The following is a 1,655-nucleotide window of genomic DNA, read 5'->3' as shown; positions in this document are numbered from 1 at the left end:
GCGACAGCCGTTCTCGAACGGCAGCAATCAACAGGACTGCGTGCCCGAGGCTGGCTATCGAGACGCCGACCGCTTCCCGGATGGCCCGAAACTGCCGGTCGAGTACGGCGACAGCGAAGATCTACCGCTGCGCCCGTTCGGCCAGGATCTGTTCATCGCCGGCGCCACCACCTTCGCCCCGGCAACCGATATTCCCGTGCCGGCCGATTACGTCGTCGGCCCGGGCGATTCGGTGCGCGTGCAGCTGTTCGGTAGCGAGAACGGCAACTACAGCCTGCTGGTCGGCCGCGATGGTCAGATCAATTTTCCGAAGCTGGGCCCGATCGCGGTCGCCGGCCAGCGTTTCGAGAACGTCCGCCAGTTGCTGTCGGAACGGGTGAGCCGCGAACTGATCGGCGTGCAGTCGAGCATTTCGCTCGGCGAACTGCGATCGGTGCGCGTGTTCCTGTTGGGTGACGTACGCCAGCCCGGTTCCTACACGGTCAGTTCGCTGGCGACGATCACCAATCTGCTGTTCGTGGGCGGGGGCATCACCGAAGTCGGTTCGCTGCGCAAGGTTCAGCTGAAGCGCAACGGCCGCCTGCTGCAGACGCTGGACCTGTATTCCCTGCTGCTGCGCGGCGATTCCACCGGCGATCTGCGCCTGCAGCCCGGCGACGTGGTGTTCGTGCCGCCGGTGGGTGCGCGCGTCTCGGTAGCCGGCGCGGTCAAGCGGCCGGCGATCTACGAGCTCGAGGGCGAACAGACGCTCGGCGCCATCGTGCAGCTTGCTGGCGGTCTGCTGGCCACGGTCAACACCAGCACCGCGCAGATCGAGCGTTATGAAGGCAATAGCCGTTCGATTCGCCAGATCGAGCTGTCGAAGGCCGCCGATCTCAACCTGCCGGTTCGCGATGGCGATTTCCTCAGAGTCGGCCCGGTGGCCACGGCGATCGACGACAAGGTGCGGGTCATCGGCTATGTGAAGTATCCGGGTCCGTACCAGTGGAGCCGTGGCTACGATCTGCGCAGCCTGCTCGGCACTGCCCAGATCAGGTCCAGCGACGCCCGCTCCGAGGCCTATCTGCCGCTCGGCTTGATCGAGCGCACCAATCCGGCGACTGGCGTGCGCGGCTGGATCAGCTTCAATGTCAGCGTTGCCGTCGATCCCGCCAGCGCGGCGATCCCGCTCGAGCGAGATGACCGCATCGTCATCCTGACCCGCGAGGACATTGCCTTCCTCGATTCCAAGGAAGTCCGTGCAGTAGCCGGCGGCAATGCCAAGCCAGGCACCGAGTGCGAAGCGCTGAAGCTGATTGCCGACGTCGCCAATTCCGAACGCGCAGCGCGATTTCTGAAGGCCTATACCGCCGAGAACACGCGCGAGAACAAGCTGATGACGCGCAGCGATGTCGATTACGAGCGTTGCCCGGATCTGTTCCGCGCTGCGCCGCGCGCCTTGCAGTATCTGCTCGAGGAATCGACGGCGGTCTACGGCGAAGTGCGCCGCCCCGGCATCTACCCGATCGCTCGCGGCACGCCGCTGAACACGCTGATCGATGCTGCCGGCGGTCTGAGCAACGAATCGGATGCCGCCAATGTCGAGTTCGTGTCCTATGACGCGGCGCTGAAGAACGGCAAGTCCAGTTACCAGACGCTGAACGTCAGCGATGCCG

The 1,655-nt window shown here is 65.0% G+C and carries 1 protein-coding gene; it reads left to right on the top strand.

Annotation, left to right across the window (positions count from 1 at the left end):
* Window positions 1–1,655, top strand: a 1,655-nt coding sequence (locus QZY06_RS04685) for an SLBB domain-containing protein (protein ID WP_295680852.1), incomplete at both ends; no start/stop codon positions are given.

This window comes from uncultured Nevskia sp. (genome assembly GCF_903885465.1).
Classification (GTDB): domain Bacteria; phylum Pseudomonadota; class Gammaproteobacteria; order Nevskiales; family Nevskiaceae; genus Nevskia.
The sequence above is the reverse complement of the archived record's forward strand: the minus strand, read 5'-3'. Positions and strand labels throughout refer to the sequence as shown.